Genomic DNA, 24,136 nt, shown 5'->3' on the forward strand with positions numbered 1-24,136 from the left:
ACCTGCGGCCTCCCGGCCCAGCCGCTCACGGCACCTGCCCATCCGGCCGTTATGAGGTCAGGTAGCCATGCGAGTAATCCCGGCCCCCACGGGAGTGATTAACGCCGGTCCCGAGTGCTTCCCGCGGCTGCGGTACTCGTGTAAGGCGGCCGCTGGTTGCCTATGTTTCTGCTCGGTCCCAGCCTTCTGCAGGGACGGATGCGCGGCCCGAACGGCCGCGGTTTTGAGCAGCACCAGCAGGGAGAACCGCTCTACATGAATATGCCCGAAATCCCCCAGGGCTCGGCGGCCGAATTCGAAACCGTCCGGACCCCAGCAGGACCCGGCAATGACCCTTCCCTCCACGCCACGGCGCAGGAAGCGGCGAATGCCGGCAGCAGCAAAGGCGGAGCCGCCACCCAGGTGATCACCAATCCGCCTCCCGCACGCGACGGCTTGGCGGTGTTCCACGGAGACCGCACTCCGGAACAGCGCACGCTCATGGACATCCTTACCGAAACCGTTTCCGCCTATCCGGGCGCACCCGCCATCGACGACGGCGCCGTATCGCTGAGCTACGCGGAGCTGGAGTTCCAGGTGCAGGCACTGGCCCGCAGGTTGTGGGCCGGCGGCATCGGGGCCGGAGACCGGGTGGGAATCTATGTGCCGTCCGGCTCCGTGGACCTCTACGTGGCCATACTCGGTGTGCTTTATGCCGGGGCCGCCTATGTCCCGGTCGATTCAGACGAACCGGCCGGCCGAGCAGACCTGGTCTGGGCCGAGGGCGGGGTATGCGCCGTCGTCGAGGCAGGACTGGAACTGAACCTGCTGCAGGGCGTGCCCGTGGGCGGACACAGCCCCCACCCGCACCCCGAAGACGATGCGTGGATCATTTTCACCTCGGGTTCCACCGGGAAACCCAAGGGCGTGGCCGTCACGCACCGTTCCGCCGCAGCCCTGGTGGATGCTGAGTCTTCGCTCTACTGCGTGGATGCGCCGCTCAGCCCCGGGGACCGAGTGCTGGCCGGCCTGTCGGTCAGCTTTGATGCCTCCTGCGAGGAGATGTGGCTGGCTTGGGCGCACGGCGCCTGCTTGGTCCCGGCACCGCGGTCGGTGGTCCGTTCCGGCGCGGACCTGGGGCCGTGGCTGGTGGAACGCCGGATCACCGCCGTCTCCACGGTGCCCAGCCTCGCCGCGCACTGGTCCACGGAGACCCTCCAGCGGGTGCGGCTGCTGATCTTCGGCGGAGAGGCCTGCCCCGAGGATCTGGTCCGGCGCCTGCTTGGGCCCGGGCGGGAAGTGTGGAATACGTACGGTCCAACCGAAACCACGGTCATCGCCTGCGGCGCGCTCCTGGACGGGAAACCTCCGGTCCGCATCGGGTTGCCCTTGGCCGGCTGGGATCTGGCCGTGGTCAGGGAAGACCGGCAGCCGGTGAAGTGGGGCGAGGTAGGCGAACTGGTGATCTCCGGAGTAGGAGTATCCCGCTACCTCGACCCGCAGAAGGATGCAGAGAAGTTCACGCCCCTTCCCGCGCTGGGCTGGGAACGGGCCTATTTCAGCGGGGACCATGTCCGGGCTGAACCCGAAGGCCTGGTTTTCGTGGGGCGGGTGGATGAGCAAATCAAGGTTGGCGGCCGCCGGATCGAACTGGGGGAGCTCGACGACGCGCTGAGCCGGCTGCCGGGGGTGGCGGCCGCGTCCGCTGCGGTCCATGCGACGAAATCCGGCAACAAGGTCCTGGCCGGATATCTGGTTCCTGCTGCCGGAGCGGCACTGGACCTGGCAGCGGCTCGCGCGCAGCTGGCCAAGCAGCTGCCCGCTGCCCTGGTTCCGTCCCTCGGTATTGTGGACGAGCTGCCGTTGAAGGCCTCCGGCAAGGTGGACCGCAAATCGCTGCCCTGGCCGTTGCCCATGGTCGATACACCCGCCGACGTCCGGGTGGAGCTCAACGCCGACCTCCGGTGGCTGGGACAGCGCTGGACGGACCTCCTCGGCCCGCTGCCGCTCACCGAGGAGAGCGATTTCTTTGCCCTCGGCGGTGCCAGCCTCGCCGCGGCCCAACTGGTTTCAGCCCTGCGCGAGCGGTATCCAAAGGTTTCCGTGGCTGACATCTACGAGCATCCAACCCTCAGCGCCATGTCCGAGCACTTGGCGTCCCTGCGCGATTCAGAGCTGGATGTCCGGCCCACGCCGCAGTCACCGTGGTGGCTGGGCCTGGCCCAGACCCCGCTGATTATTGCCCTCTACGGGATCACCGGCCTCCGGTACGTCACCGGCATCGCCGTGGTGTGCATGGTCATGACCCACACGGTGGGCAGCCCGTGGACACCGGATCCGCCGCTGATTCCGACCCTGGCCGCCTGGCTCGCCCTGTACAGCCTGCCGGCCCGGATGCTGGGCGCGGTGGTCTCCTGCCGGCTCCTGCTGGTAGGCGTGGGTCCCGGGATCTACCGCCGCGGCGGCAGCACGCACCTGCGGCTGTGGGCTGCTGAACGGATTGTGACGTACTGCAAGCTGGAACCCATCATGGGCACACCCCTGGGCACTTGGTACGCCCGCGCGCTGGGTTGCCGGGTGGGTGAGGACGTGCACCTGGACGCCATGCCGCCGGTTACCGGCTTCGCCTCCTTCGGCGACCGGTCCTCCATCGAGTATGAAGTGGACCTGGCCGGGCATTGGGTGGAGGGCGGACAGCTGCACATTGGTGCGGTGCACGTGGCCGACGACGCCCGGATCGGCACCCGCTCCACGCTGATGGGCGGCGCGAAGGTCGGCCGGGGAGCCGAAACCGAGCCGGGAACCCTGGTCTCCGGGGAAGTCCCCGCCGGCGAGCTTTGGGCGGGATCGCAGATGCAGAAGGTGGGCACGGCCGGCGGCGGCTGGCCCGCGGACCCGGCAACCGCACCGCAGACACGCGGTGTGCGGCTGCTCTACTCTGCGGCGCTGGGCGGACTGACCCTGCTTAACCTGGCCTCCCTGGTCCCCGGCTCTGCCCTGATGCTGTGGCTCCTGAACGGGGTTGGTTCCTTGACGGAAGCCCTGTGGATCCTTGCCCTCTGGTCACCGGTTTTTGTGGTCAGCGCCATGGTCACCTATCTGATGCTGATAGCCGCCGTGGTCCGCTCCACGGCCAGGCTGATGCCCCCGGGCATGCACCCGGCTAATGGCGTGTCCGGGTGGGCCTCCTGGCTGAGCACCCTGCTGCTGAGCCGCTCCCTGATCACCATGTACCCGCTGTACGCCAGTGTGCTTACCCCCGCATGGCTGCGCCTGCTGGGAGCCAAAGTGGGCCGGCACGTGGAAATCTCCACCATGGAAACCGTTCCGCACCTCACGGACCTGGGCGACCGGTCTTTCCTGGCGGACCACTCCATGGTCTCCATGCGGCGGGTCCGGAAAGGCTGGCTCCACTTGGGGCCGGCGGGTGTGGGTGAAAAATCCTTCGTGGGTAACTCCGCCATAGTGGGGCCGGACACCCGGGTGCCGGAGAATTCCCTCATCGCTGTCCTGTCCTCGGCGCCTCCGCAGATGCCTGCGGGTACCTCGTGGTTCGGCCGCCCGGCCGTGGAACTGCCCCGTCCGGTGCAAGTCGGGGACACCTCACGGACCTACGAACCTCCCCGCCGGTTACTGGTAGCCCGCAGCGCCGTGGAAGCCTGCCGGATCCTGCCGGCGGTGATCACCGCCTGGCTGGCCCTGGCCACCGTGTGGGTGCTGTCCGCCCTGTGGGATACCTTCGGTTTCCTGGCCGCCGTTATATGGTCCGGGCCGGTGCTGCTGGTCAGCGGTATTGCCGCGGCGCTGCTTGCCGTGGCGGCGAAATGGCTCCTGGTGGGCCGTTTCGAGGCCACCGAACATCCGCTGTGGAGCTCGTTTGTGTGGCGCAATGAACTGGCCGATGTGTTCTCCGAATCGCTGGCCGTACCGGGGCTGGTCCGGATGAGCCTGGGCACCCCCATGCTCAACGCCTGGCTGCGCTGGATGGGCGCACGGATCGGCCGCAGCGTGTGGTGTGAAACGTGGTGGCTTCCGGAGTTCGACCTGATAGAAGTGGGCGACGGTGCCAGCATCAACCGCGGAACCGTCCTGCAGACCCACCTCTTCCACGACCGCATCATGCGGCTGGACGAGGTGCGGCTGGAAGACGGCGCCACCCTTGGCCCGAACAGCATCGTCCTGCCGGGCAGCGCCATCGAAGAAGGCGGCACCGTGGGCGGCTGCTCGCTGCTGATGCGGGGCGAGAGCGTCCCGGTCAACAGCGCCTGGTGCGGAAACCCGCTGGCGCACTGGGACCAAAGCCGTCCTGCCCAGCGGCGGGCACGGCACCGCAAAATGAACCAGTACAAATCCGCAGGAGCAAGGGTATGAACATTTATACGGGCAGCACCGGGGAAACCGCAGCGGACATGGTCTGCCGCCGGTTCGGGCGGATCCTCACCGCCATGGTTACGCCGCTGGACGAGCACGGCCAGCTGGACCAGAACGGCGCCGAGGAACTCACCCGCTGGCTCCTGCGGGACGGCTGGAACGATGCCGTGGTGGTCAATGGAACCACCGGCGAGTCCTTTGCGACCTCGGACTGGGAAAAGGCGTCCATGGTCCATTCGGCCAAACGCGTCACGCAGGGAACCGGGCGGCGGGTCATCGCCGGCGTGGGGTCCACCGACACCCGGCACAGCATTGCGTTGGCGCGCGCCGCCGCCGAGCAGCAGGCGGACGGGCTGCTGGTAGTGGCTCCGTACTACTCACGCCCGTCGCAAAAGGGCCTGTTGCGCCACTTCGAGGCCATAGCCGACAGCACCGACCTCCCGGTCATGCTCTATGACATCCCTGTCCGCACCGGCGTCGCCATTGCACCGGAAACCCTGGTGGCCGCCGGGAAACACCCGAACATCGTGGCGGTCAAGGATGCCAAGGGAGACCTGGCCTCCTCCTCATGGGTCATGCAGCACAGCTCCCTGGTCTACTACTCGGGAGACGACGTCCTGAACCTGCCCCTGCTCTCCATCGGCGCCGTCGGCATGGTCTCGGTGGTGGGGCACGTCGCCGCTGACCGGCTGCGGGCGCTCGCCGCAGCCTTCGCCGGGGGCCGGGTGGACGAGGCGCTTCGGATCCACCGCGAACTGCTGCCTATCTACACCGGAATGTTCCGCTGCCCGGGGGCTGCGTCCGCCAAGGCCGCACTGCGGAAACTGGGTCTTCCGGCCGGTCCTGTGCGCGGTCCGCTTGCAGACCTCGATGCGGATGAAACCGCGCTGCTGCTCGCAGACCTCTCCGCGGCTGGGTTGCCCACTACGCTTGCGCACGGCACGGCGGTCCCTGATGCTCTAGCTCCGACGCATTGACTGTGGCGGAGGAAGGGGGGTGGCGGTGAGTGAACCGACCCGGACAGGCGCGGCCAAGCGCCGCATAGGGGGCGTCGACGCAGCCAGGGGGGCGGCGTTGGTGGCAATGATGGCCATCCACGTCCTTCCCGGCTGGAACGAAGACTTTGAACCCACCTTCACCTGGCTGGTATTCGCAGGACGGGGCGCTGCACTGTTTGCCCTCCTGGCCGGGGTATCCCTGGCCTTTATGTCCGGAGGGCAGTATCCGCCGCGCGGCGAGCGCATGACGGCGGCGAGGCTGGGGCTTGCCGTGCGCGCAGTCCTGATCACCGTCATCGGACTTTTGCTGGGATTCCTGGTGATCTACGCGCAGGTCATCCTGGTCTATTACGGGGTGATGTTCCTGCTGGCGCTGCCGTTGCTTCGGCTGCGTGCGCGGACACTCCTGATCCTGTCAGCGCTGATCGCCCTCACCGCTCCGGTGCTGATGCAGGCAACCCGGGACTCACTGGCCGACATGGGCGGAGTGGAACCGAATTTTTCCACGCTGGTGCAGGCGCCGGGGGATGTCTTGGGCCAGGTGCTGCTCAGCGGCACTTATCCGGCCCTGCCTTGGATGGCCTATGTATGCGCGGGACTGGCGATTGGGCGGCTGGACCTCGCCGAGCGCAAGGTCCAGCTCCGGCTGGTCGTGGCCGGAGTGGGCCTCGCCGTAGCCACAGCGGCCCTGTCGGCATTTCTGCTGGGACCGCTGGGCGGCCGGGACCAGCTGGTGGACGCTGCCTCTGTGTGGTCCTCCACCCCCGAGGAGACCGTGTACGACACCCTGATGTGGGGCCCGGATCCCACGCTGCCAACGGACACGTGGTGGTGGTTGGCTTCCTTGACGCCCTACTCCAGCACGCCGCTGGTCCTGCTCAATACAATCGGCACGGCGGTGGCGTTCCTCGGAATCCTCCTCCTGCTGGGCAAGGCAGCCTCCGCAGTGCTTGCCCCACTGGCCGTCCTGGGGAAAATGACCCTGACCCTGTACTCACTGCATCTGTTGCTCCTGGCCACCGGCCTGTTCGAGGACCGGCCGCCCCTGTCCCTGATTGTGCAGCTCATGATCGTGGCAGGCTTCGCCTACGCCTGGCAACGGTTCAACGCGCAGGGCCCGCTCGAACGGGTTGTATCCGAAGCGTCTAAACGGGTCCGCAGCACATATCTGGAACGGGCGGGCAGAAAAGCGGCCGCTCAACGGACTGCCGAATACGGAGCGGAACGGAAGCCCGGCGAGGCCCGGCTCCCCTCCGGGACGCCGGCCGGGACGGAAGGGCAGCCGTTTTCGATCCGCAGCGCGGCACCACCGCCGCCATCCACTCCGCCGTCCATCCAGCCGGACAGAGTTTCCCCTTCCGCCGCTTCCGCCTCGACTGCACCACCGCCGCCGCCCATGGGGAGGCGGCAGGCGCTGGAAGCAGAGGCCCGGGGCAGGCACCGTAACCGGCAGCGCAGTTGATGCCTTTAACCTCCCGGCAGCGGATGCTGAGGGCTGTGCTGGGCGCTGTGTTCGGCTCGGCGCTGCTCGCGGCGCCAGCTGCTGCCTCTCCACAGGAAGCGGACCCGTGCGCCCGCCTCACCGCAGGGGAGGTGCGGTACGACGTGGCCGACGCCGAGCGCGTCACCTTCGCAACGGCGGAAACGTACGGCGCCACGGAGACCCGCCTAATCGGCTGTGTACGCCAAGGGGACAGCTACGTGCAGGAGTGGAAGTCGTGGGGGTTCAGCGGCCGCAACGGGTTCGCCCCGCCGGGAAGCATGTGGGAGAACACGCTGTATTCGCCGACCGGGTCCTTCACGATAACGGAGGCCCTGGGACGTGCCAATCCCGGAACGCAGCTGACCTATTACACGCTGAACCCCGCCTCGCGGTGGGGCGGGGAACACGGTCCCAGCTACAACCAGTACTTCGAGGGCACGGGCGGGCCGGCGGATGAAAACCTTTGGGGGTACATGCAGCAGGGACTATACGAGCAGGCGGCCGTCATCAACTGGAACCGCCCGCCGGACATGCCCACCCGCCAGGGTGCCTCTTTTGCCATCTTCTTCCACGCCGGGTACGCGCCCACCTGGGGGTGCATATCCACGGATTTGTCCACGGTGGTGCGGTTGCTGAAAACCGCGGTCCCCGGGGATCGCATCGTGATGGGCACGGTGGATGACGTTTTCACTGCCTCCACGGCAGCTGCCGACGGCGTGGCCTCCGCGGCGGCCCGCGCGGAAGAAAAAGCAGAAGCCGCGCAGGATCGGGCCGAGACCATGACCACCGGTGCAGCCACCCTGGCGGTGGTTGCCGCGATGGCGTTTGTGATCCGGCTGGCCTTCCGGAGCGCCGGCCGCAAACACAGGCCCGACGGCGGCGCGGGCGGCACCCGGCCGGAGCCGTCAACGGAGTCATCAACGGAGAAACCAACCGAGAAACCAACGGAACGACCGCTGCCGGAGGGACCGCCGGCGGAAGGGTCTGCTGCGGAAGAATCCCGGACGGGCTCTTCCGTTCGCGGCACTAGCCGGTGAGCCGGGCCTGCATTGGGCTGCTGGATTGAATAAACTGCTGGGGTGAACCGAATTTCCGCCGCCCCGGGCTACCTGAATGGACGCTGACGCAGCGGAAGCAGGCCGGCGGCTGTATGAGGAACGCATGGCGTTCCTGCCCGGGCTATGGATGCCCGAAGCCCCGGCGTGGGAGAGCCTGCCGGAAGAAGACCGGTTGCGCTGGATCCGATACGCCTCAGAACTCCCGGCAGAGGGCCTTTCCGGCTCCGACGACTAGTTTGCCCCCCGGGACGGGAAAACTTCGGACGGGTAAACTCCGGACGGGTAAACCAGTCGGGGCAGCCCTGACCCCGACTACGCGTACCTGCCGCCCCGCCGCCGTGGCATGCTCTCCGGCATGCAGCAGGCCGGAGAGCAGCGGAGCGCCCCTGATCCTTACACCCCCACCCACGGCAGCGATGAGGTGAACATTCACCACTATGACCTGCGGCTGGACTACAGCGTCAGGTCCAACCGGCTGGCGGCCGTGGCCCACCTGGCCGGAACCGTCCGAAATCATCCGGACCGCACGGACCGCACCGACCGGATTGTCCTGGATCTGGACCGGCGGTTGCGGGTGGAAGAAGTGCGGCTGGTGTGCCGGCAAGGCGCCGATGCCGGCTTCGCCCCGGCGGACCCCACGGCCGGGGATCCGGTGGCCGTCCGCAGTTTCCGGCAGCGCCGGGCAAAGCTGGAGGTACTGCCGGAACGTCCGCTGGCGGGCGGCGAAAACTTCGTGCTGTCCATCCGCTACCGCGGAAAACCGCGGCCAGACGCCGGGCAGTGGGGGGACATCGGCTGGGAGGAACTGACCGACGGGGTGCTGGTGGCAGGGCAGCCAACCGGGGCGCCGTCGTGGTTTCCCTGCAATGACCTGCCTTCTGAAAAGGCGCGGTACCGCCTCAGTGTGACCGTTGAGGAAGGCTACCGGGTGGCCGGCAACGGCGCTCTGGTGTCGCGGACCGCCGGGAAGGGGCGGGAAACCTGGGTATTTGAGCAGACCGAGCCGATGGCGACGTATCTGGCCACCGTGCAGATCGGCCGGTATCGGAACATGGGTCTGCCGGGGCGGGTGCCGCAGTCCGTTCTCGTACCGCCCTCGCTGGCAGGCGCAGCCCGGACCGCACTAGGCCGGCAAGAATCCATGATGGATCTGTTCACGGCTAGGTTCGGACCGTATCCGTTCAAAACCTACACTGTGGTGGTCGCCGATGACCGGCTGGAGATCCCCCTGGAAGCCCAGTCGGTGTCCGTTTTCGGCCGCAACCATTTGGAGACCGCTGGGGAGCCGCTGGTGGCCCATGAACTGGCCCACCAGTGGTTCGGGAATTCAGTGACTGCACGCAGCTGGAAGGACATCTGGCTGCACGAGGGTTTTGCCACCTACGCGGAATGGGTGTGGGCCGAAGCCGCCGACGGCGAGGATACCGACGAGCGGGCCCACCGCGAGCTGGCGTGGCTGCGGGGCCAGCGGCAGGACCTGCAGCTGGCCGATCCCGGCCCGGCAGCCCTGTTCGACGAACGGGTGTACCGCCGTGGTGCCGTGGCCCTGCATCTGCTGCGCCGTGCCGCCGGGGACGGGGCCTTCTTTTATCTCCTGCAGGAGTGGACGTCCCGATACCGGCACGGTTGTGCGGATACCGGGAACTTCCTGGACCTGGCCGAGCGCATTTGCGGTTCAGCCGGCGTTTCGGCCGCCGGGCTGCTCACTCCATGGCTGTACGAACAGGCGCTGCCGGCCGCCCGCCCCGCCTAGGCCGGATGGGATTCCTGCCAGGCCTGGTCCAGCGCCGACGCGAAGAGGTCAGTGGGCTGGGCACCGGAAATGCCGTACTTGTCATCCAGCACAAAGAACGGCACGCCGCTGATGCCGAGTGACCGGGCCTGGGCAATGTCGGCGTTGACGTCCTCGGCGAACTCCTCGGCGGCCAGCATGGACCGCACCCGCTCGGGATCCAGGCCTACCCGGCTGCCGATCTCGGCAAGGGTATCCACCGCTCCGATGTCCTGCCCCTTCTCGAAGTGGGCGGAGAGCAGCGCCTCCTTGGCGGCGTCGGCAGCGCTGTTGCCGCCCTCGGCGCGGGCCAGATGGATCAGCCGGTGCGCGGAGAAGCTGTTGGCAACCACCAGCGAGTCATAGTCATAGGACAGGCCCTCACCGGCGGCCTGGACAGTGACCTGCTCCAGCATTCCGGCCAGCTGCCCGGGATCGATGCCCTTGCGCTCGCTCAGGTACTGGGCCTCGGTGCCGTCGTAGTGTTCGGGCAGCGAGGGGTCGAGCTGGAAGCTGCGCCACTGCACTTCCACCTCGTCCCGGTGCGGGAAGGCGGCCAGTGCGGCCTCGAAGCGGCGCTTGCCGATGTAGCACCACGGGCAGGCAATGTCGGACCAGATATCAATCTTCATACCGGCTCCAACGCAGAAAGGACCGGGAGGCATTCCCGCACTGTCGAAACAGTGCAGAACGCGCTCCCGGTCCCTGCCTGCGCGGATACTGAAGCGGTATCCGCACTAACCCCTACCCCCAGGGGTTAGGCCGGCGCCAGCTCCTGCGATTCGTGCAGGAAGCGGGCGTAGGCAGGCACGGTGAGGAAGGTCGGGAAATGCTCCCCGCACGCCACTTCCTCAAAGAGTTCACGGGCGTCCTTGAACCGGTCACCGTCGAAACGCTGCAGGTTGCCGAACTCCTCGTCGAGCAGTTCCTCCACCCACTGGTGCGTCACGATCTCGCCGTCGTCAGTCACGGCCGAGGTGTGGATCCACTGCCAGATCTGCGAGCGGGAGATTTCCGCTGTGGCGGCGTCCTCCATCAGGTTGTTGATGGCCGCTGCACCGTTGCCGCGCAGCCAGGACTCGATGTAGCGGATGCCCACCTCGATGTTGCTGCGGATGCCGGCCTCGGTGATAACCCCCGGGGTGGAAGCAATGTCCAGCAGCGCCTTGTCATCGGGCACCACGTCCTCGCGGGTCCGCTCCAGCTGGTTCGGGCGCTCGCCGAGTACGCCGTCGAACACCTCCATGGCCACCGGCACCAGGTCCGGATGTGCCACCCATGAGCCGTCGAAGCCGTCGCCGGCCTCGCGGGTCTTGTCGGCGCGCACCTTCTCCATGGCGACGTCGTTGGCCGCGGCGTCCTTGCGGTTCGGGATGAAGGCGGCCATGCCGCCGATGGCGTGTGCCCCGCGCCGGTGGCAGGCACGCACCAGCTGTTCGGTGTAGGTGCGCATGAACGGCGCCGTCATGGTCACCATGTTGCGGTCCGGCAGGACAAACCGGGGGCCGCGGGTGCGGAAGTTCTTGATTACCGAGAAGATGTAGTCCCAGCGCCCGGCGTTCAGGCCGGCGGCGTGGTCTTTCAGTTCGTAGAGGATTTCCTCCATCTCGAAGGCCGCGGTGATGGTTTCGATCAGCACGGTGGCCCGGATGGTGCCCTGCGGGATGCCCATGAGGTCCTGTGCCAGCACAAAGATGTCATTCCACAGGCGGGCTTCGAGGTGGTTTTCAATCTTCGGCAGGTAGAAGTAGGGGCCGCGGCCCTGCGAGATCAGACGCTGCGCGTTGTGGAAGAAGTACAGGCCGAAGTCCACGATGCCGCCGGCAATGGGGGTGTTGTCGATCAGCATGTGCTTTTCGGGCAGGTGCCAGCCGCGGGGACGGACCACAATGGTGGGCAGGTCCGTCAAAGAGGAACCGCTGAGCTTGTATTCCTTGCCTTCCGGGGAGGTGAAGTCGATCTTCCGGTCCAGGGCGTCGCGCAGGTTCAGCTGTCCGTTGACCACGTTGGACCACGACGGCGTGGAGGAGTCCTCCATGTCAGCCAGCCAGACCTTGGCACCGGAGTTCAGTGCATTGATGGTCATCTTGCGGTCCACCGGGCCGGTGATTTCCACCCGGCGGTCCTCCAGCCCGGGGGCCGTGGGAGCCACCCGCCAGGTCCCGTCTTCGCGGATGCTGCGGGTTTCGGCCAGGAACGTCGGGTCCGCGCCGTTGGAGATCTGCGTCCGGCGAGCCTGGCGCTGCTGCAGGAGTTCCTGCCGGCGGCTGGCCGTGGCCTTGTGCAGCGCCTTGACGAAGTCCAACGCCTGCGGGGTGAGGATCTCTTCCTGACGCCGCACGGCGGGGGCGGTCAGCGAAATTCCGTTCAGGGTGATCGGGTCATTCATGGCGTTCTCCTTGGGGTAATTCAAAGCAGTGGGGTGATTCTGCGGGGGCGGGGCCGGTGCGGCCGGCGCCCCCGCAGAATCCGGCTGAAGAGCCGGGGTTAGTGGAACTGGCTGGATTCCGTGGAACCGGCCAGGGCCAGGGTGCTGCCCTCGGGGTTCAGCGCGGTGGCGATGGCGTCGAAGTAACCGGTGCCAACCTCACGCTGGTGCTTGGTGGCGGTGTAGCCGCGGGACTCGGAGCCGAACTCCTTTTCCTGCAGTTCCACGTAGGCACTCATACCGTTGCGGGCGTAGCCGTGGGCCAGGTCGAACATCGAGTAGTTCAGGGCGTGGAAGCCGGCCAGGGTGATGAACTGGAACTTGAAGCCCATGGCGCCGAGTTCGCGCTGGAACTTGGCGATGGTGTCATCATCCAGGTGCTTCTTCCAGTTGAAGGACGGCGAGCAGTTGTACGCCAGCATCTGGTCCGGGAATTCGGAGCGGACAGCCTCGGCGAACTTGCGGGCCAGCTCCAGATCCGGGGTGCCGGTCTCCATCCAGATCAGGTCCGAGTAGGGCGCGTAGGCCTTGGCCCGGGCGATGCAGGGCTCAATGCCGTTGCGGACCTTGTAGAAGCCTTCGGCTGTGCGCTCGCCCGTGATGAACTCGGCATCCCGCTCGTCGACGTCGGACGTGATCAGGGTGGCTGCCTCGGCATCGGTGCGGGCAATAACCACGGTGGGGGTGCCGGCGACGTCGGCCGCGAGGCGGGCTGCGTTCAGGGTGCGGATGTGCTGGCCGGTGGGGATCAGGACCTTGCCGCCGAGGTGGCCGCACTTCTTCTCCGAGGCGAGCTGGTCTTCCCAGTGCACGCCGGAGGCGCCGGCCTGGATCATGGACTTCATCAGCTCGTAGGCGTTCAGCGGGCCGCCGAAACCTGCCTCGGCGTCGGCCACAATCGGCACCATGTAGTCATCCACGCTCTGGATGCCTTCGGCGAACTCGATCTGGTCGGCGCGCAGCAGGGCGTTGTTGATGCGGCGGACAACGGTGGGCACCGAGTTGGCTGGGTACAGGGACTGGTCCGGGTAAGTGTGGCCGGAGTTGTTGGCATCGGCCGCTACCTGCCAGCCGGAAAGGTAGATGGCCTTCAGGCCGGCCTTGACCTGCTGCACGGCCTGGTTGCCGGTGAGGGCGCCCAAGGCATTGGTGTAGCCCTCATCGCCGGCGCCCCGCAGCTGGTCCCAGAGCTTCTCGGCGCCGCGGCGTGCCAGCGTGTGCTCTTCCTGCACGCGGCCGCGCAGCTTCACAACGTCTTCGGCGGTGTAGTCCCGCTCGATGCCTTCCCAGCGGGGGTCACTGGCCCATTCCTGGGTGAGCTGCTCGGCCGTGGGGGCGGTGTTCTGGTCCTGGCTCATTGCTAAATCTCCTCGAATTCATTTCATTCATTCCGGTCCGCTTCAAACCGGGAATTTCCTGCTGTGAACTAAGCCTGTGCCAACAACAACCCCTCTTCTAGGGTTTTTGTGTGGAAAGAAATGCAGTTCTTCGCGTATGGTGAAAAATGTGACGAGTACAACATGGAACCGGCCCAATCCCACGCCCCGGAAGCCGGGTGCCGCCACCGGCAAGCAGTCCGCAAGCGACACCGATAGCACCCTGGACGTCATCAGCTTGGGGCGCCGTGTACGGCATTTGCGCAAGGCCAAGGGCATGACCCTGGATGACCTGGGCGCCGCCGTCGGAACTGTGGCGTCGCAGCTGTCCCTGATTGAAAACGGCAAGCGCGAACCCAAGCTGGGCATGATGCAGGCGCTGGCGGCTGCGCTGGATGTCAGCATCGACTCGCTGCTGGGCTCGGAGCCGCCAAGCCGCCGGGCAGCGCTGGAGATCGAACTGGAACGGGCGCAGCGCGGGCCCCTCTACGCCTCTTTGGGCCTGCCGAAGGTGCGCATCGGCTCGCGGCTGCCGCTGGACGTGCTCGAATCCCTCGTGGGGCTGCAGGCCGAACTGGAGCGCCGGCTGGACGAGCAGGTGGCCACACCCGAGGAGGCACGCCGGGCCAACGGTGAACTGCGGGCCATGATGCGTGAGCGGAACAACTACTTCCCGGAATACGAGGCCGAGGCGCAGAAGGTGTTGAAGTCCGTGGGGCACACCTCCGGGCCGCTGTCCCAGCACGTCATAGCTGACATTGCCGCCCACCTGGGCTTCAGCCTGCACCACGTGAACGACCTGCCGCACTCCACCCGCTCCGTGACCGACCTGAAGAACCGCCGCATCTACCTGACCCAGTCCCAGCGCTCGGACCATGATCCGCGCTCGGTGCTGCTGCAGGCGCTGGGCCACTTTGTCCTGCAGCACCAGACGCCCAGCAGTTACGGCGAGTTCCTCGGCCAGCGGGTGGCTACCAATTACTTCGCCGCGGCGCTGCTGTTGCCGGAGAAGGCCACAGTCGATTTCCTGCAGCGGGCCAAGGCAGCCAAGGAAATTGCGGTGGAAGATATCCGCGACGCGTTTGCGGTGTCCTATGAAACGGCGGCGCACCGGTTCACCAACCTTGCCACCGAGCACCTGGGCATCCCCACGCACTTCCAAAAGGTGCACGAGAGCGGGATTGTGTACAAGGCCTATGAGAACGACGGCGTGACGTTCCCTGCGGACCACACCGGCGCCATCGAGGGCCAGCCGATCTGCCGGTACTGGACGTCGCGGGAAGTGTTTTCGGTGCCGGACCAGTTCAGCGCGTTCAACCAGTACACGGACACGCCGGCCGGGACCTACTGGTGCACCGCCCGGGTGGAGCGGGGCTCGGCCGGCAAGTTCTCCGTCAGCATCGGGCTGCCGTACCAGCATGTGAAGTGGTTCCGCGGCCGGGACACCGCCGAGCGGTCCAAATCCCGCTGCCCGGATCCGGACTGCTGCCGCACGCCTCCCGGCGAGCTCTCTTCGGAGTGGTCCGGCTTCGCGTGGCCCAGCGCCCGGGCACATTCACATCTGCTGGCCGCACTGCCGCCGGGTGCGTTCCCCGGTGTGGACGAGACCGAGGTGTACTCCTTCCTGCAGTCCCATTCGGAGCAGTGACGCGTCCGTGACCACCGCATAGGGTAGGGCCATGCCTGAGATGCCCGAAGTGCAGGGACTTGCCGATTTCCTGCGAACCAAGCTCCTCCCGGCCGAGGCGGCACCCGCCGTCGTTTCCGACGTGGAAGTGCTTTCCTTCGCCGTGCTGAAGACTGCCGGGGTGCCGCTGGACGCGCTCCACGGCCAGGCGGTGGAGGCGGTGGAGCGGCGGGGCAAATTCCTGGTGGTCACGGCGGGCGGCGTGCATTTGGTGATGCATCTGGCCAAGGCCGGCTGGCTGCGCTGGTCCGACGCGCTGAAGCCGGGCCGGCTGCGGCCAGGGAAAGGCGCCATGGCACTGCGGGTGCGGTTCGCGGCCGGCGACGACGGCAAAGAGCCCGGCTTCGACCTCACCGAAGCTGGAACCAAGAAGTCACTGGCCGTGTACCTGGCGCGGAACCTGGAGGAAGTGCCGGGGGTGGAGCGGCTGGGGCCTGAAGCGCTCGACGTCGGATTTGATGCCTTTGCTGTGCTGCTTTCCGCCCACCGCGGCCAGATCAAGGGCCTGCTCCGGGACCAGTCGGCCATTGCCGGGATCGGCAATGCCTACAGCGACGAAATCCTGCATGCAGCCCGCCTCTCACCGTTCGCCAACGCCTCCAAGCTGGACGCAGACGAGGCAGGCCGGCTGTTCGTTGCCATGCGGACCACGCTGGAGGCGGCCATTGCCGCAGCCTCCGGCCGCCCGGCGTCGGAACTCAAGGACTCCAAGCGGCAGGCCATGCAGGTCCATGCCCGCACGGGCCAGCCGTGCCCGGTGTGTGGAGACACCGTCCGGGAAGTCTCCTTCGCCGATTCGTCGCTGCAGTACTGTCCCACCTGCCAGACCGGCGGCAAGGTCCTCGCGGACCGGCGGATGTCCAAACTGGACAAGTAGGGCCAAAGGGATGGCCCCTTCGGGGCCTGGATCGGCGGCAACGAAATTCCCGCGCTCGCAGAGCTCGCGGGGAATATTAAAGCCGCCTTCCTCCAGGCCCCTACGGGCCTCGGAAAAAGCAGCGGACCCCGGCGTGTGCCGGAGTCCGCTGCTGTCTAACCAGGGGTTGTATCCCGGTGCGGGGTTACCTCCGCACCGGGATTACGGGTTAGCTGCGGCCGTGGCCGTGGCCACCACCGTGTCCGCCCTTGCACTTCTGGCCTTCGAACTTGGCCTTGTAGCTTGCCTTCTCGGTCTTGCCCTTGCCGTTGAAGGTGTAGTTGGCCGTGACTTCGCCGCCCTTGATGGAGGACTGCTTGGTCTTGATGGTCACGGACTTGCTCTTGCCGGCCCCCAGGTTCTTGACCGTCACGGTGCCGTAGCTCGACTTCACCGTGATGTCAGCCTGCTTGGTGCCGGTGTTCTTGACCGTCACTGCAATCTCCGCGCCGGAGCCGGAGCACTTGCTGACCGCGCTGACCGGGTTGGCCGGCGTGGGCTTGGGCGTGGCGGTCGGCTTGGGCGTGGCCGTGGGCTTGGGCGTAGACGTCGGAGTCGGCTTGGGTGTAGCCGTCGGCTTCGGCGTGGCCGTCTGGGTAGGCGTCGGCGTGGGCGTAGGCGTTGCCTTGGCCGGAACCTTGATGGGCAGGATTTCTGCACGCCCGCCGTCGCCGTTGGTGCCGCTGAGGTCACCGGTAGCGTTGTGCAGGTGCAGGAACAGCGCCTTGGCATCGGTGGTTCCCGCACGGCGGGTTACATCGATTTTGCCGCCGTTCACGTCCGCAAACAGGGCGCTCGGCGTGGCACCGTTGAAGGTCAACGCCGGGTTGGCGGCGTCGAACGCCACGTATCCGGTGCTGTCCACGGCCACACTCTGACCTGCGTCATTCACGTTGTACGGGCTCCATGTGGTGACCCGGTACTGGAGCGGCGCCGATGCGGCGTTGACGTCCAGGCCCAGGGCTGCAGCCCGCACCGGCAGGGTCACTGCGTTGGTGTCGAACGTGTTGGTGTCCGTGTTGCCCTGGACCCCGTTGGCTGCGGTCTGGTCCACCTGCACCGCAGTTCCGTCGGCGTTCAGGCGGTAGGTCGAGATGAGGACAATGTCCACGTCGTCGGCGCGGCTCGTGAACGTCACGAAGTCGGGAACCGAGTCACCGTTGGTGTCGATCTCCACATCGATCTCGGTGGCGCCGCCCAGGATGGGCCAGTTATCCCATGTGCTTACGCCGAAGTTGACCAGGGACTGCTGCAGGTCACCGCCGGCGGCCTTTACGGTCGGGACAGTGGACGAAGCGCCCACCGCCTGCACGTCGAGGGCGTACATGGAATCCATCTTTACAGATGCCAACCGCGGGCTCTCGGCGCCCAGGACCAGGGGCGAGACCAGGGACAGGTAGCGTGAAGCACCCGTGCCCTGGTTGAGGTCGCGTCCCTGCAGGGTGACCGTGCTCTTCAGCGCCTCGGAATCTGCGAAGGCAATTTCCTTGCCCGCGCTCATGTCCGAGGTCGGCTTCGGGGCAGAGTAGACCGGGACACGCAGGGTAGGCGTGCCGTTGGCGGTCAGCTGCACCCGCCCGGACACATCGGCCAGGAACTGCCGGGTGATGCCCAGCTGTGTGGCGTCAGCGGCCGGGTCCATGGTCTTGGCCAGGGCTGCCGGATCCGAAATGCTCAGCGTGACATCCACGGAGGCCTTGCCGTTGGCCGGCACGTTCACCGAGGGGGTGGTGCTGATAACGACGCCGGGCATGGCCGAGGCCTGCAGGTAGCTGACGTTGTAGGACATAGGCCGGTCGGACCTGTTTTCCACCGTGATCTGCTTGGTGAGGACAAGTGCTTCCTTGCCGAGTTCCAACACACCGAAGTTCACGCTGGTCAGGGCGGGATCCTCGGTGGCGTAGGCCAGCACCTTGGTGCTGACGGCATCCAAGGCATCCACACGGCCTGAACCGACGCGGTTCGGAGCGTGGACGGCTCCGTTGGCGGCGATCACGTCATGGGTTGCGGTGTTCATGATGGCCGTCTTCACCTGATACGGGTTCAGGTCCGTGGCGGCGTAGACCAGGGCGGCAATGCCGGCCACATGGGGAGTGGCCATGGACGTGCCGCTGTTGACGGCGGCGCCGTCGCCCGAGCCCACGGCTACGGAGCCGATGGCAGAGCCGGGAGCAGCGACGTCGGGCTTCACCACGCCGTTGGAGCCGTGCACGCCGCGGGACGAGAAGGAGCTGACAGTGTCACCGACGCCGGAGGGACCGGATGTGGTGGCCTTGTACGCGGGGGACAAACGCAGGGTCAGGGTGCCCGCCACCGCGGCCGGACGCAGCCGGTCGGAGGAGGCAGCGTTCAGCTGGATACCGGGGATGGTGGCGTTGCCGCCGATTCCGGCGTCAAAGACCGCCCGCGGGGAATCCAAGACGACACCGGTGGCACCGGCAGCCTGGGCGTTGTTGAAACGGACGCCGGAGCCGCAGGGGAACGCACCGTCCGCTTCCCACTGGAGCCAAACCCATTTGCCGGTCAGTGAGCCGGCAGGGAACGGGTTGCAGCCAAAGGCGTTGTCCGCCGGGGCGGCGACCACGGTTCCGGTGAGCTGGGCTTCCGTGACGTCCGGGTTGGAATAGTTGAAGTTCGACGAGTACTGGCCGGAAGCCGTCCCTGCGAGCTCGGCGGGGGCGATGACATCGGCGCGGTCCAGGGTGACCTGGGAACCGATGGTGCTGGCCACCGTCAGCGCGGATTTGGCATTGCCCGGGGAACCGCCGACGTCGTAGACATCTCCGGCGTTGCCCGATGCGACAACAGAGAGGATGCCCTGCTCGGTGAGCTTGTTGACAATGTCATTTTCGGGATCGTCCACGGGGGAGTAGTCAGAGCCCAGGGACATGTTCACAACCTGCGCGCGGTCGGAGAAGTCACCGTCACCGTTGGGATCGAGTACATAGTCCAGGGCCTGGCCCACCACGTCGGAGGAGCCCTCACAGCCGAAGACGCGGATGCCCACCAGGGACGCTTCGGGGGCGGAGCCGGGTCCGATCCGCATCGAATTGACCTGTTCCGCCGTCAGCTTGGAGTAGTCGCCGCGGAAAGTGGTGCCGTCATTGTTGGTACCGTAGCCTGCTGCGGTGCCGGAGACGTGGCTGCCGTGACCGCCGCAGTCCAGCGGGTTCAGGTCAGGCTTGGGGACAGGCTGGTACGTGGGGGATCTTGGATCAGCGTTGTAGTCGTCGCCCACCAGGTCATAGCCGCCGATGAACTTGGCCGCATCCAGCAGACCGCTGTCCGCGGTGGGAATGATGGGCGATGCCTGCGCTGCTGCGTAGGCCTCCAGCGTGCCGGGACCGCCGAAATCGCTGTGGGTGTAGTCAATGCCGGTGTCCAGGACGGCGATGGTGATGCCCTTGCCGGTCTGCTGGCGCTCCACCCAGGTGTTCAGTGCACGGGTGTCGATGTCCGTTCCCTTGTTGTCCACGGACTTCGACACAATCTTGGTGATGCGCTGGACATCGTCACGCGCGGCCAGGGCACGGATGGCCTCAGCGTCACCCACGATGGCCGTGCCGGGAAGGGTGTTAGTGGTGGTGTAGAGGGTGCTGGCCTCGGCTTCCTGAGCCACGGATTCAGCCTGGGAAGCGATGTTGCTGCGGATTTCTTCCACCAGCGGCTTGTTCACCACCGGCTCGGCTTTGCCTTCCTTGACCTCTTGGGGCTGCGTCTGTTCAAAGGCGCCTTCACCGGTGAACTGGACGTAGACGGAGACCTGGCCTGAGGCGTCGCGCAGGCTCGGGGATACCTTCTGCGCCTGGAACTGCTCAAGCGATATGCCCTGGGCGAGTCCGTCGTTGTTGGTAGGTGCCTCTGGTACCGCGGTGGCCTGGGCCGGCAGGCCCAGGGACGCTGTGAGTGCGATCCCGGCGAATGCGGCAGTGAGAACCGCGCCGGGTTTGTGGTGGATGGACAATCTCATTGCGCTCCTTGAACATTCCGCCGAGCGCTACCGGGCATGTCCAAGAGACTTTGCACCGGCTGCTGACACACTGCGGCAGGTTTCCGTTGTGCCTCCAACCCCCGTCAGGAGTGTCAGCGTGCACGTAACGGCCCCCAAACCAAGCAGCCGTAGGCACACAATAGACGAGCAATCCCGCCCTGCAAAGGTTGGTGTCCCACAATGCGAATTACTTGCCGGCCTATTGTTTTATGCCCGTTGAGCAGTTATCTTTCGCGCTATTCTCCGGAGAATTTATGCCCGTGCTGCGCCGCCGGCGGACCACCTGGTTGCCCGGCAGGACCTTGAGTGAGCGGAGCGAATTACGGGATTTCACGATTCCTCGTTTCCAATAGGCGGATGGAAGCAGGTAAGCGGGCTTTATCGGCCCCTTGCCCGGTGATTGAACAGCACACCGTGTGATAAGCGGACATACGCCAGACTTAGGGGCAACAGCAATGAGACCCTCAATGTGCCGGAACCGGCCGCCGGGTTGAAGGACACCAAGGAGCACGATGCCAGGGTTTTTTCTTGATAAGTCGGACCCGGCCAGTTGGCGGGCATTAAACGGACTGGCCCTGAAGGTCGCTGAGGCGGCCGAGCAGGCGGGGCTGCCCCGGTCCGTAATGGAGCTGCTGAATGTCCGCACCTCCCAGCTCAACGGATGTGCCTACTGCCTGGACCTGCACGTCCGGCTGGCCCGTGAGGCCGGCGTCAGCGGGCAGCAGCTGGCGGTGCTTCCGGCTTGGCGGGACGCTGCGGTGTTCAGTGAGGTGGAGTGCGCTGCCCTCACCATCGCCGAAGCGTCCACCCTGCAGTCAGGAACCGAGGCACTGCACCAGGAACTGCAGACGGCGCGGAAAGCCCTGACCGATGATCAGTACTCCTGCCTGCAGTGGGCCGCCGTGGCCATCAATGCCTTCAACCGGGTTTCCATCCTCAGCGGCTATCCGGTGCGCCCGCGGACTGGCAACGCCGCACGGGAACCGGAGAAATCCAGCCGTGAGTAATCTCGATCCGTCTCCCGGGCAAAACGAAAGGGCACGATTTACCGTTTTCGCAGCACAAAACGGTAAATCGTGCCCTTTCGACGCTCCCAACGGTAACTTTTGCCCGTTCGGCCGGCCGGGGTGGCGCTAGAGGGTCGGGCCCTGGCCCGCGTTGCCCTGCCACAGCGCGTCAAACGGCGCGTTCGAGGAGACGCGGTTGCGGATGCCTTCGGTGACGAATGCCTTGGCGGTCTTGGCCGCTTCCAGCGGGGTGGCACCCTTGCCCAGTTCGGCAGTGATGGCGGCGGCCAGCGTGCAGCCGGCACCGCTGACGGCGACGTCGCCCACCTTGGGAGCGCGGAGCACCTCCATGGTCTCGCCGTCGTAGAAGACGTCCACCGCGTCCTCGCCTTCCAGCCGGACACCGCCCTTGGCCAGGACCACCGCGCCGCTGGCCTCGTGGATGCGGCGGGCTGCTTCCTTCAGGTCCTCGACCGTTTCGATGGAGTCCATGCCGGAAAGGGACATGGATTCAAAGTGGTTGGGGGTGACGAACGTGGCCAGGGGGAGGATCTGTGCCTTCAGCGCCTGGTCGGTGTCCAGCGCAGCGCCGGGTTCCTGGCCCTTGCAGATAAGCACCGGATCCAGGACCAGGTTCTTCCAGTCCTGGGCCTGCAGGGCCTTGGCGACGACGTCGATGGTGGCCGGGGTGCCGAGCATCCCGATCTTCACCGTGTCCAGGTCATAGGCGGTGGTGATGGCTTCGAGCTGGTCGGCGATCACCTGCGGGTCCACGGGCACGAAGCGGTGGTTCCAGGAGTCCTTGGGATCGAAGGACACAATGCAGGTCAGGGCGGTGATGCCGTAGACGCCCAGTTCCTGGAAGGTCTTCAGATCGGCTTGTGCGCCGGCGCCGCCGGTGGCTTCGGAACCGGCGATGGTGAGCGTGACGGCCGGAGCTGCGGCCGCGGCAGAGTGTGTGTTTGCAGACATGGCTCTATCTTCCACCTAAACCGGCGGAACCGGCCACCCTGATAAATCGCGCCGTAACCGGGCGCCTTGGAGCTGCCCGCCGCCACCCGCCGTCGTGCTGGTTGTCCGTCCCGGGGTTAGCGGTCCCGGGGTTAGCCGTCCCGGCGGACGCCGCGCAGCAGGTGCACCACGTCTTCGACGATGTTCCGGACCACGGGCAGGCGGGAGAGGATCACCAGCTTCGCCACCAGCGGGGCAAGGCCCGCTGCCAGGCTGTGGGACCTGCGCTGGTCAGGGGAACGGTCGTAAACCCAAAACAGGGTGATGCCCATGTACATCAGCCACAGCAGTTCCGGCAGGTCGTCGCGGATGGCCAGCGGCGGCTGCGGCCGGGCGCTCGTGACGGCCTGGCGGAACAAGGCGATGGACTTCCCGCGGCCGACGGCGGCGTCGGCGCGGCGGTTCGAGGCCATGGCGTCGCGCAGGAAGTGGCTGCCGAAGGCATGGTAGGGGGCCATGGTGGCCAAACCCGAGGAAAGGATCACCATCAAGTTCTCACCGAGGTTTTGCCCCTCGCGGATCAGCGGCAGTGCCAGGGACCGGTGCTCGTCCTGCAGCGATGAATAGAGCTCGTGGATGAGGTCATCCTTGGAGCGGAAATAGTAGTACGCGTTGCCCACCGAGACCCCGGCATCCTGCGCAATGGCACGCATGGTGGTCTGCTCGTAGCCCTGGACGGTGAACAGTCGAAGTGCCGTTTCGATGAGGAGCCGGCGCGTCTGTTCGCTCTTGACGGTGACGGCCAATGATGCTCCCTTTTGCAGTAATTTCAGCGTTTAGTAGACCACAGAATTGAACGCGTTCAAAAAGGCGCGCCGGAGGGGAAAGCCGCAGGGGGAAAGAGGCATTCAGCGGGCCGGGATGCCGGGGAATCAGCGGGAAGCGGGGCGGGCCCGCGACGGCCTCCGGGGCATGGCAGAATGGATGCGGTCCTGAAGGGCCGCCCGGGGCAGCGGGCACAGTGCTAATACAGCCGGCGGAAGCCAGGCGAACCACTACCGAAACGGAAAATGCCATGACTGCACAGCCACGGGCAGCTGCGAAAACCGCTGCAACCTACGCCTCCCGCGGGAGCTCCCAGTACGACTTGATCCTGACGCTCATGTGCGTGGTCATCGTTATCTCCAACATCGGCGCCACCAAAGGCGTGCAGTTTGCCCTCCCGGGCGGCTGGGAGATTGTGACCGACGGCGGGTTCTTCCTTTTCCCGCTGGCCTACATCCTGGGCGACGTGGTCAGCGAGGTGTACGGCTTCAAGGCCGCCCGACGAGCGATCTTCACCGGGTTCGCCATGGCGCTGCTCGCCGTCGTCAGTTTTGCCATCATCATTGCGCTGCCCGGGTTCACTGACGCGTACGGGCTCCAGAAGCAGGCCGCGCTGGAGGTGGCCCTCGGCCCGGTCTGGCAGATTGTGGCCGCCAGCCTGCTCGGGTTCCTGGCCGGGCAGCTGCTGAATTCCATGGTGCTGGTGCGGATGAAGGAACGGTTCCGCGAAAAAGCCCTGGTGGGCCGGCTGATGGCCTCCACCGGGGTGGGTGAATTCGCCGACACACTCATCTTCTGCGCCATCGCCGCACCGGTGATCGGGATTACCGACGCCGGCGGGTTCCTCAACTATGTGGTGTTCGGGTTCCTGTACAAGACACTGGTCGAGTTCCTGTTTGTGCCGGTGACCGCCATGGTCATCCGGGTGATTAAGAGGCGCGAACCGACGTATGCCGGACCGGAGCTGGAACCGGCGCTTGCCGGATAACCGCGGGGCGAAATCTGCACCGGTTTGTGCAAGGGTGGACAGACGCACGCGTTTCACTTCCCCACTACGGCAGGAGAAAAAACATGAGCAGTTCCGAACAGGTCCCCAACCCCGGAGCCCGGGCAGTAGACGAGAACCTTGCGGGAACCCGCGACGAGTTCAACGACGAAGTCACCAAGGTGCTGCTCGAGGATGCGCAGGAGGACAAGAGCCCCGGCGACGAGGAACGTGATTCCCAGCCCGCCCTGGAAGAGGACGAGCAGACCGTGGCCAAGCCGGACAATTCCTAACCGAACGAACCGCTGCC

General features: G+C 66.3%; 17 protein-coding genes. 11 read left to right on the forward strand and 6 right to left on the reverse strand.

From position 1 onward, the window contains the following. Positions 1-162: 162 nt before the first annotated feature. The 6 genes from QNO06_RS01830 (at position 163) to QNO06_RS01855 (ending at position 9,642) form a co-directional block, all read left to right on the forward strand. Complete coding sequence (locus QNO06_RS01830; protein WP_227913341.1) at positions 163-4,350, forward strand: Pls/PosA family non-ribosomal peptide synthetase; 4,188 nt, start codon at positions 163-165, stop codon at positions 4,348-4,350. Then, a complete protein-coding gene (gene dapA, locus QNO06_RS01835; RefSeq protein WP_227913085.1) occupies positions 4,347-5,327 on the forward strand; it encodes a 4-hydroxy-tetrahydrodipicolinate synthase in 981 nt (326 codons plus the stop codon). The genes QNO06_RS01830 and dapA overlap by 4 nt, the downstream gene beginning before the upstream one ends. Positions 5,328-5,352: 25 nt before the next feature. After that, positions 5,353-6,810, forward strand: coding sequence for a heparan-alpha-glucosaminide N-acetyltransferase domain-containing protein (locus QNO06_RS01840; protein ID WP_227913086.1), 1,458 nt, complete (start codon positions 5,353-5,355; stop codon positions 6,808-6,810). Beyond that, entirely contained in the window at positions 6,810-7,868 is a 1,059-nt protein-coding gene (locus tag QNO06_RS01845; RefSeq protein WP_284162494.1) for a hypothetical protein, read from the forward strand. The genes QNO06_RS01840 and QNO06_RS01845 overlap by 1 nt, the downstream gene beginning before the upstream one ends. A 76-nt stretch (positions 7,869-7,944) precedes the next feature. Then, positions 7,945-8,124: a hypothetical protein gene (locus QNO06_RS01850; RefSeq protein WP_227913088.1), complete on the forward strand. Its 180-nt coding sequence runs from the start codon at positions 7,945-7,947 to the stop codon at positions 8,122-8,124. 120 nt (positions 8,125-8,244) lie between these two features. Continuing rightward, the gene (locus QNO06_RS01855; protein ID WP_227913089.1) at positions 8,245-9,642 is read left to right on the forward strand and encodes a M1 family metallopeptidase; all 1,398 of its coding nucleotides are present in this window, start codon (positions 8,245-8,247) and stop codon (positions 9,640-9,642) included. On the opposite strand, the gene QNO06_RS01860 is transcribed toward QNO06_RS01855, so the two are convergent. From QNO06_RS01860 to aceA, 3 genes are all read right to left on the reverse strand, one after another. Next, entirely contained in the window at positions 9,639-10,292 is a 654-nt protein-coding gene (locus QNO06_RS01860) for a DsbA family oxidoreductase (protein ID WP_227913090.1), read from the reverse strand. The genes QNO06_RS01855 and QNO06_RS01860 overlap by 4 nt on opposite strands. A gap of 125 nt (positions 10,293-10,417) precedes the next feature. Then, the gene (gene aceB / locus QNO06_RS01865; protein ID WP_227913091.1) at positions 10,418-12,049 is read right to left on the reverse strand and encodes a malate synthase A; all 1,632 of its coding nucleotides are present in this window, start codon (positions 12,047-12,049) and stop codon (positions 10,418-10,420) included. Positions 12,050-12,147: 98 nt separating this feature from the next. Beyond that, positions 12,148-13,446 (reverse strand): isocitrate lyase, encoded by a 1,299-nt coding sequence (aceA, locus tag QNO06_RS01870; RefSeq protein ID WP_227913092.1) that lies wholly within the window; start codon positions 13,444-13,446, stop codon positions 12,148-12,150. Positions 13,447-13,594: 148 nt separating this feature from the next. Between aceA and QNO06_RS01875 the strand changes: the two genes are divergently transcribed. Both QNO06_RS01875 and QNO06_RS01880 read left to right on the forward strand, forming a co-directional pair. Next, entirely contained in the window at positions 13,595-15,112 is a 1,518-nt protein-coding gene (locus tag QNO06_RS01875; protein WP_442860168.1) for a helix-turn-helix domain-containing protein, read from the forward strand. Between the two features lie 31 nt (positions 15,113-15,143). Beyond that, the gene (locus tag QNO06_RS01880; RefSeq protein ID WP_227913093.1) at positions 15,144-16,028 is read left to right on the forward strand and encodes an Fpg/Nei family DNA glycosylase; all 885 of its coding nucleotides are present in this window, start codon (positions 15,144-15,146) and stop codon (positions 16,026-16,028) included. Between the two features lie 208 nt (positions 16,029-16,236). On the opposite strand, the gene QNO06_RS01885 is transcribed toward QNO06_RS01880, so the two are convergent. Then, on the reverse strand, positions 16,237-20,037 hold the full coding sequence (locus QNO06_RS01885; RefSeq protein ID WP_227913094.1) for a S8 family peptidase: 3,801 nt from the start codon (positions 20,035-20,037) through the stop codon (positions 16,237-16,239). A gap of 533 nt (positions 20,038-20,570) precedes the next feature. On the opposite strand from QNO06_RS01885, the gene QNO06_RS01890 reads away from it, so the two are divergent. Beyond that, on the forward strand, positions 20,571-21,065 hold the full coding sequence (locus QNO06_RS01890) for a carboxymuconolactone decarboxylase family protein (RefSeq protein WP_227913095.1): 495 nt from the start codon (positions 20,571-20,573) through the stop codon (positions 21,063-21,065). Between the two features lie 126 nt (positions 21,066-21,191). Here the strand turns inward: QNO06_RS01890 and thiD are convergent, their stop codons facing one another. Together thiD and QNO06_RS01900 are read right to left on the reverse strand one after the other, a co-directional pair. Beyond that, positions 21,192-22,037, reverse strand: coding sequence for a bifunctional hydroxymethylpyrimidine kinase/phosphomethylpyrimidine kinase (gene thiD, locus QNO06_RS01895; RefSeq protein WP_227913096.1), 846 nt, complete (start codon positions 22,035-22,037; stop codon positions 21,192-21,194). Positions 22,038-22,168: 131 nt separating this feature from the next. Beyond that, on the reverse strand, positions 22,169-22,822 hold the full coding sequence (locus QNO06_RS01900) for a TetR/AcrR family transcriptional regulator (RefSeq protein WP_227913097.1): 654 nt from the start codon (positions 22,820-22,822) through the stop codon (positions 22,169-22,171). A gap of 269 nt (positions 22,823-23,091) precedes the next feature. Between QNO06_RS01900 and QNO06_RS01905 the strand changes: the two genes are divergently transcribed. Together QNO06_RS01905 and QNO06_RS01910 are read left to right on the forward strand one after the other, a co-directional pair. Continuing rightward, entirely contained in the window at positions 23,092-23,829 is a 738-nt protein-coding gene (locus QNO06_RS01905) for a queuosine precursor transporter (RefSeq protein ID WP_227913098.1), read from the forward strand. Between the two features lie 83 nt (positions 23,830-23,912). Next, a complete protein-coding gene (locus QNO06_RS01910) occupies positions 23,913-24,119 on the forward strand; it encodes a hypothetical protein (protein WP_227913099.1) in 207 nt (68 codons plus the stop codon). Positions 24,120-24,136 lie beyond the last annotated feature (17 nt).

The sequence above is a fragment of the Arthrobacter sp. zg-Y20 genome (genome assembly GCF_030142075.1).
Lineage (GTDB): Bacteria > Actinomycetota > Actinomycetes > Actinomycetales > Micrococcaceae > Arthrobacter_B.